The following is a 529-nucleotide window of genomic DNA, read 5'->3' on the forward strand; positions in this document are numbered from 1 at the left end:
ATTTTGACGCCGGCATCTACCGGAAAGACCTGGATAGCTACACGGGCTTCGTTAACTACAGCAATCATATGATCGCACAGAGACTCAGAGATAGCTTTGACCAACATTGGCAATACGCTAAACCCTCTGCCAATATGCGCCGCCTAAGTATTTAGCTAATCAATACGCACAAAAAAACCGGCATTCAGCCGGTTTTTTTGTGCCCCTACATAAGCAGGGGCTGAGTAAACACTTATTGCGCTTTAAACTTCAAACGGTAAGCATGAAGTAGCGGCTCTGTGTAACCACTTGGCTGCTCTTTGCCCTTGAAGATCAAATCAGAAGCTGCCTGGAAAGCAATGCCGTCAAAAGACGGTGCCATGGCGATGTATTCAGAATCACCCGCATTCTGGCCGTCAACAATCGCTGCCATACGCTTCAAGCTTTCTTCAACCTGTTCTTTGGTACAAACACCGTGCTCCAACCAGTTCGCCACGTGCTGAGAAGAAATACGCAATGTTGCACGATCTTCCATCAAACCAACGTTGTT

1 pseudogene is annotated in these 529 nt (G+C 47.1%); it reads right to left on the bottom strand.

Annotation, left to right across the window (positions count from 1 at the left end):
- Positions 1-232 precede the first annotated feature (232 nt).
- Positions 233-529: pseudogene (locus tag A3757_RS04085) on the bottom strand (malate synthase G); the annotation flags it as partial.

It is taken from the genome of Oleiphilus sp. HI0117, assembly GCF_001635235.1.